General features: G+C 73.8%; 4 protein-coding genes. 3 read left to right on the top strand and 1 reads right to left on the bottom strand.

Going from position 1 to position 6,011, the window contains the following annotated elements; all coding sequences use genetic code 11:
• Window positions 1–241 precede the first annotated feature (241 nt).
• The 3 genes from ACFW2E_RS39515 (at window position 242) to ACFW2E_RS39505 (ending at window position 3,370) form a co-directional block, all read left to right on the top strand.
• Entirely contained in the window at window positions 242–1,492 is a 1,251-nt protein-coding gene (locus tag ACFW2E_RS39515) for a hypothetical protein (protein ID WP_384474704.1), read from the top strand.
• A gap of 64 nt (window positions 1,493–1,556) precedes the next feature.
• Entirely contained in the window at window positions 1,557–2,807 is a 1,251-nt protein-coding gene (locus ACFW2E_RS39510) for an arsenic transporter (protein ID WP_384474707.1), read from the top strand.
• 71 nt (window positions 2,808–2,878) lie between these two features.
• Entirely contained in the window at window positions 2,879–3,370 is a 492-nt protein-coding gene (locus ACFW2E_RS39505; RefSeq protein WP_384474701.1) for a universal stress protein, read from the top strand.
• A 15-nt stretch (window positions 3,371–3,385) separates the two neighbouring features.
• On the opposite strand, the gene ACFW2E_RS39500 is transcribed toward ACFW2E_RS39505, so the two are convergent.
• A complete protein-coding gene (locus ACFW2E_RS39500; RefSeq protein ID WP_384474698.1) occupies window positions 3,386–5,314 on the bottom strand; it encodes a ricin-type beta-trefoil lectin domain protein in 1,929 nt (642 codons plus the stop codon).
• Window positions 5,315–6,011 lie beyond the last annotated feature (697 nt).

The following is a 6,011-nucleotide window of genomic DNA, read 5'->3' as shown; positions in this document are numbered from 1 at the left end:
GCCCCGGCACCGGCCCCTGCCCGACCCCGAGCGGCCCCCCTCTGACCCACCCCCGGGGCAGCGGGGTTCGTCATGTCCGGGTTCGTCATGTCCGGGTTCGTCGTCGCCCCGCCACGACTGTCACAGGACTGCAACAGGCCCCGGCCGCCCCGATCTTTCCGCCGTACCCGCCCATCGAACCCGTCGACCCAACAGCGAGGAGGCTCCGTCCGGAGCCGCGACGAGGAAATCGGGGACGAACATGAGCGGCATCTCACGCAGGCGGCTGCTGACCGCGGGGGCGACGGCGGGCGCCCTGGGCACCCTCTCGGCCTGCGGGGCCGGGGGCCTGTCCGCCGGCGGTGACGGCTCCGGGGACGGCCGTGGGGGCGCCGGGAGCACCGAGCGGGCCCGGCCCGTGAAGCTCATCGGCGACGGCTCCACCGCGGACACCGGCGCTCAGCCCAAGCAGCCGAAGGCCACGCGGCTGAAGGCCGGGCAGCGGCCGCCGCAGTTCGTGGTGTTCTCCTGGGACGGCGCCGGCGAGCTGAGCAACCGGCTCTTCACCCGGTTCCGCAAGGTCGCCGCGGACCACGGCGCCTCGATGACCTTCTTCCTCAGCGGCATCTACACGCTGCCCGAGGCCAGGAAGAACCTGTACCGTCCGCCGCAGCACCCCGTCGGCGCGTCGGCGATCGGCTACCTCGCCGACCGGCACATCCATGCCACGCTCCAGCAGATCCGCGCGGCCTGGCTGGAGGGCCACGAGATCGGCACCCACTTCAACGGCCACTTCTGCGGCGCGGACGGCGTGCGCAACTGGTCGTCCGCCGAATGGCGCAGCGAGATCGAGCAGGCGGTCTCCTTCGTCACGCGGTGGAAGACCAACACCGGTTTCACCGACCTCGAACCGCTGCCGTTCGACTATCGCAAGGAGCTGATCGGCGGCCGCACCCCGTGCCTGGAGGGCCAGTCCGCGCTGCTGCCCACGGCGGCCGCGCTCGGCTGGAAGTACGACGCCAGCTCCCCCGGCGGACTCCAGATCTGGCCGGGCAAGGTCCAGGGCGGCCGGATCTGGGACTTCCCGCTGCAGTCCATACCGTTCTCCGGACACTCCTTCCAGGTGCTGTCGATGGACTACAACATGATGTTCAACCAGTCCGCCGGCAACCCGGTCGGCGACCGCACCCAGTACGACGCGTGGCGCGCCCAGGCCCGTGACACCTACCTGGCCGGATTCCGTCGCGCGTACACCACCAACCGTGCGCCGTTCTTCATCGGCAACCACTTCGAACGCTGGAACGGCGGCATCTACATGGACGCCGTCGAGGAGGCCATCGGCCGTATGGCGGAGCACGACGACGTGCGCTTCGTCTCCTTCAGACAGCTGGTGGCGTGGCTGGAGGCGCAGGACCCGGCGGTGCTGCGCACGTTGCGCACGCTCTCCCCCGGGCAGGCCCCCACGGGCGGCTGGGAGGAATTCCTCGGAGCGGCGGGGACCCGGTCCTCGTAGTCGTCCCGCGGCCGTCTGATTTCATGGGCGGGCACCACATGATCCGTTCCCGGAGGTCCGAGCCCTGAACGCCGCGCTAGCCGAGGCCCTGTCCGTCGTACTCCTGGTCGCCGTGCTGGCCGGAGCCGTCGTGCGGCCCTTCGGTTGGCCGGAGGCGGTGACCGCCGTACCCGCCGCCGGGATCGTGATCGCCACCGGCGCGATCTCCCTGGACCACGCCAGGGAGGAGGCCGCGCGGCTGGGGCCGGTGATCGGGTTCCTCGCGGCGGTGCTGGTGCTCGCCCACTTCTGCGACGTGGAGGGACTCTTCCGGGCCTGCGGGGCGTGGATGGCGCGGTGGGCGGCGGGCCGGCCGGTGCGGCTGCTGACCGCGGTGTTCGCGCTGGCCTCGGCGATCACCGCGGTGCTGAGCCTGGACGCCACGATCGTGCTGCTGACTCCGGTGGTGTTCGCCACCGCCGCGCGGACGGGCGTACGGCCCAAGCCGCATGTGTACGCCTGCACCCATCTGTCGAACACGGCGTCCCTGCTGCTGCCCGTGTCCAACCTGACCAACCTGCTGGCGTTCGCGGCGAGCGGGCTGAGCTTCACCCGGTTCGCGGCGCTGATGGGCCTGCCGTGGCTGGTCGCGATCGGCGCGGAGTACGCGGTCTTCCGCCGGTTCTTCGCCCGCGACCTGTCGGCGGCTGCGCCCTCCCCGGGGGACGGCGAGCCGCCCGAGCTGCCGCTGTTCGCGCTGGTGACCGTGGCCTGCACCCTGGCGGGGTTCGTGGTGACCTCGGCGTTCGGCGTCGAACCGGCGTGGGCCGCGCTGGCGGGGGCGCTCGTGCTCGCCGGGCGCGCCCTGGTACGGCGCAAGGCGGGGCCGATGACGGTCGTGCGGGCGGCGGCACCGGCCTTCCTCGCGTTCGTCCTGGCGCTCGGCATCGTCGTCCGGGCGGTGGTCGACAACGGTCTGGCCGACGCGCTCGGCCACGTCCTGCCCGCCGGCACCGGCCTGCCCGCGCTGCTCGGCATCGCCGCGCTCGCGGCCGTACTGGCCAATCTCATCAACAACCTGCCGGCGGTGCTGGTCCTGCTGCCGCTGGCCGCGCCGGCCGGGCCCGGGGCCGTCCTGGCCGTGCTGCTCGGCGTCAACATCGGGCCGAACCTCACCTATGCCGGGTCACTGGCGACCCTGCTGTGGCGGCGGATCGTCCATCAGCACGAACACGGTGTGGACCTCAAGGAGTTCACCCGGCTGGGTCTGCTCACCGTGCCGGCCGCCCTGGTCCCGGCGGTGGTGGCACTGTGGGTATCGCTTCAGGTTGTGTGAGGACCGAGGTTCATGAGGGCCTGGGTTCAGTGAGGACCGAGGTTCAGTGAGAGCTGAGGGAGGCCGGCCGCATGCGTGTGATCGTCTGGCTCGTCGAGGGCACCTGGCCCGCCTGTGTGGACGCCGTGCGTGCCCACGCTCCGGCGGCGGACGACGTGGTGCTCCTGCACATCAGTGAGGCGGCCGTGCCGGGGCTGGGGCACGGCGCGTTCGCCGGGCTGCTCGGCCGGGGACACCCCGAGCGCGACCCGGGTGACCGGATGGAGGACCTCGGCGGCGTGTCGGCCGCGGGGCTCCTGGACGCGGCCGCCGAGCGGCTGGGACGGCCGTGTTCCCCGCTGGATCGGGCCGGGCGTGCCGAGCGGGAGGTGGTGGCCGTGGCGGAGGGCGCCGACCTGCTGGTGCTGGCCCGCGACGGCGACCGTTCGCGGCTCGGTCCGCACAGCCTGGGCCCGGCCGCGCGCTTCGTCGTCGACCACGCGCCCTGCCCGGTGCTGCTGGTGTGGCCCGAACCGGCTCCCGGCCTCGCCACGCTGCCTCCCCCGCCGTCGCACCACCACTGAGCCGGCGGGGTTCCCTCAGCGGCCGCGGTGGCCGCCGCCCGAGCCGTAGGACCCGCCGGACCCGTAGTTCCAGTCGCCGTTCCGGCCGTCCCACGAGCAGTAGTACGGATACGCCGAGCAGGCGTCGGCCGTGCCGGAGGCAGTCGGACGCGGGGCCGGCGGGGTGGGCGCCGGGGTCGGAGTCCTCGCCGCCTTGGGGGTGGCCCCGGCCCTGGGAGGCGCCGACTGAGCGCGGTCGGCGTCCCAGTTGACCACCTCCATCTGGAGGTCGGGATTGGAGGTGTCGATCACCCAGTGCTGGGTCTTGGTGTTCGCGCGGGTCTTGAGGACGAGGGCGCCCGCGCCGTCGGTGGCGGCGGGGCTCAGGGCCAGGTCCTGGTTCCAGCGGGGTACCAGGGCGCCCTGGAGGGTGAAGTCGTAGCGGACGTTCTTACCGGCGGAGCGGGACGTGCCCGCGCACGGGGCGAGCCGGACCGAGTAGCCGAGGTGGGAGTCCAGGCACAGGTCGGGGGTTGCGGCGTTGCGCAGCAGTCCGTCGCTCTCGTACGTCCACCGCTGGCTCGCGGCCGAGGAGCACTTGGCAAGCTCGGTCTCCGCGCCCTCGACGGCCTTCTTGCCGACGACGCCGACGCACAGCCCGGATCCGGCGTTGCGCAGCCGCCCGGCCAGGGTGCCCTGCCCCTGGGCGGTCTCGCCCGTCCCGATCCAGGACGGTCCCGACGCCGAGGGACCGGAGCCGGGTGTCCTGGACGACCCGGCGCCCGCGGCCGGGGCGGAGCCGTCGCCGGAGGAGAGGACGGACCACACGACCAGCGGCAGGACCACGAGTCCGCTCACCGTCGCCACGGCCACGGCGAGGTTGCGCCGGCGGGCGCGCCGGGCCGCCCGCTGCGCGGACCGGCGGGAACGGGTGCCGTCCGCGGGCGCCGGACGGGGAGCGCCGGTGCGGGATCCGGGCGCCGGGCGGCGGGCGCCGTCACGCGTGGACGGGCCGGAGGCAGTGGCGGCAGCGGCCTCGCCCGGGACGGGAGCCGCGGCGGTGAACGATTCGCCGCCGGCCGGTGCCGGGGCGGGCGCCTGCGGGGGCTCCTGCTCGGCGGTTTCCCCGGTCAGTCCCGCCCGGGACTCCACGTAGGCCTGTGCGCCCCAGCCGAGGACGGCCTCGGCCAGGGCGGCGCCGATGAATCCGTTGAACTGGGCGAGCTGGTCGGCGGTGTGGCGGCAGTGCGTACAGCGGTTCAGGTGTGCCTGGAGGTCCGGGTCGACGGCGAGGTCGCCGCGCCGGGAGGTCACGTCCAGCATCCGGACGTAGCGCAGGCACTCGTCCTCGGCGGCGAGTTCGCGGTGGACCTGCAGGCACTCCTCGCGCAGCCGCTCGCGGGCCCGCCGGAGTTCGGCCCGCGCGCCCTCCTCGTCCAGGCCGAGCAGTCCGGCCGGTATCGAGAGCGGTTCGGACTCGACCTCGGTGTGCCACAGCACGGCGCGGGAGGACTGGGGCAGGCGCTGGAACGCGCGGGACAGCAGTCGCCGGTCGGAGGGCGGCAACAACAGGGCGCCCGGACGTTCCCCGGCGGCGACGGCGCCGGACAGGAGGGCGGGGTGCAGTTGTTCCTGGCGGCCGTCGCCGGCCCACTCCGCCGCGATGCGCCGCACGGTGACCAGCAGATGGGACCGCCACGCGGAGGTCGGGCCCGCCTGCCGGAGCGACTCGCCGAAGAGCCTCGTGAACGCCGCGGTGGTGAGCATCCCGGCCGCGCGGGGTCCGTCGGTGCACAGCCGGGCGTAGGCGAAGGCCGCTTCCCAGTGCCGGTCGAGGAGTTCGCCCACCGGGTGGAGTGCGGGCGTGCTCCCCGTCCACTGCTTCAGCTCGGCGCTCAGCTGCTCGTCCGTGACGCCGAACGGCCGGCCGTGGCCCGGCGAATTCGACGGACGCGCGTCATTCACGGCTGCATTCCTCCCAGACGCAACACGGGATTAAGTCCATACCAATGGGCATGCGGCCGGGCCGAACCTGTCCCGAACAAGGTTCGGCATCCCGAGCGTCCGCCTTCGGCAGCTCTTTTGAAGCGTGGGGGGCGTACGGGAAAAGCCTGGCGCGCAGCGGGAAATGCAATGGCCCGCGCAGCGCCAGCGCACACTTTCGCACAGGCCAGCTTGTCTGAACAAGAGATCCTGAGGTTTTGCCATTGTTCCGCCGCCCAGGTGAATTGACGAATTGTCAACAGGGCCGGGCGATAGGTTGTCGCCATGGCGAAACGCCTGGTGATTACGGTGCCGATACGCGCCCGGCGGCAGTCCGAACCGTTCACGGAACACCCGGTTGAAGGGCCACGGGCTGTGGAAATCCGGATGCGGCGGCCTCCCGTTCCGGTCAGCGAGCGCACGGTGCGGGCGGCCCCGGGGCCGGCGGCGGTCATCTGCTCGGCCCGGCGCACCCGCGCGTCGGCGCCCGGCGGCGCGGGCTCACGCCCACCGGCCGACGCGAGCAGCGCGGCCTCCTCCAGCGAGCGCGGCGCCGGCTTTCGCGCCGCGCCCCCCCAGGGCGCGGGGGCGGGGGGGGGGGGCCCCGGGGGGTGCGCCCCCCGGGACCCCCCATCCCGGGGGCCTGTGCGCGGTCAGGGGGGGGGGGGGGTGGGCGCGC

Source organism: Streptomyces sp. NPDC058964 (assembly GCF_042741275.1).
Lineage (GTDB): Bacteria > Actinomycetota > Actinomycetes > Streptomycetales > Streptomycetaceae > Streptomyces.
The sequence above is the reverse complement of the archived record's forward strand: the minus strand, read 5'-3'. Positions and strand labels throughout refer to the sequence as shown.

What these genes read in the sequence shown, in the direction of transcription:
- ACFW2E_RS39515 (WP_384474704.1), top strand. Translation starts at nt 242, where the DNA reads ATGAGCGGCATCTCACGCAGGCGGCTGCTGACCGCGGGGGCGACGGCG.
- ACFW2E_RS39505 (WP_384474701.1), top strand. Translation starts at nt 2,879, where the DNA reads ATGCGTGTGATCGTCTGGCTCGTCGAGGGCACCTGGCCCGCCTGTGTG.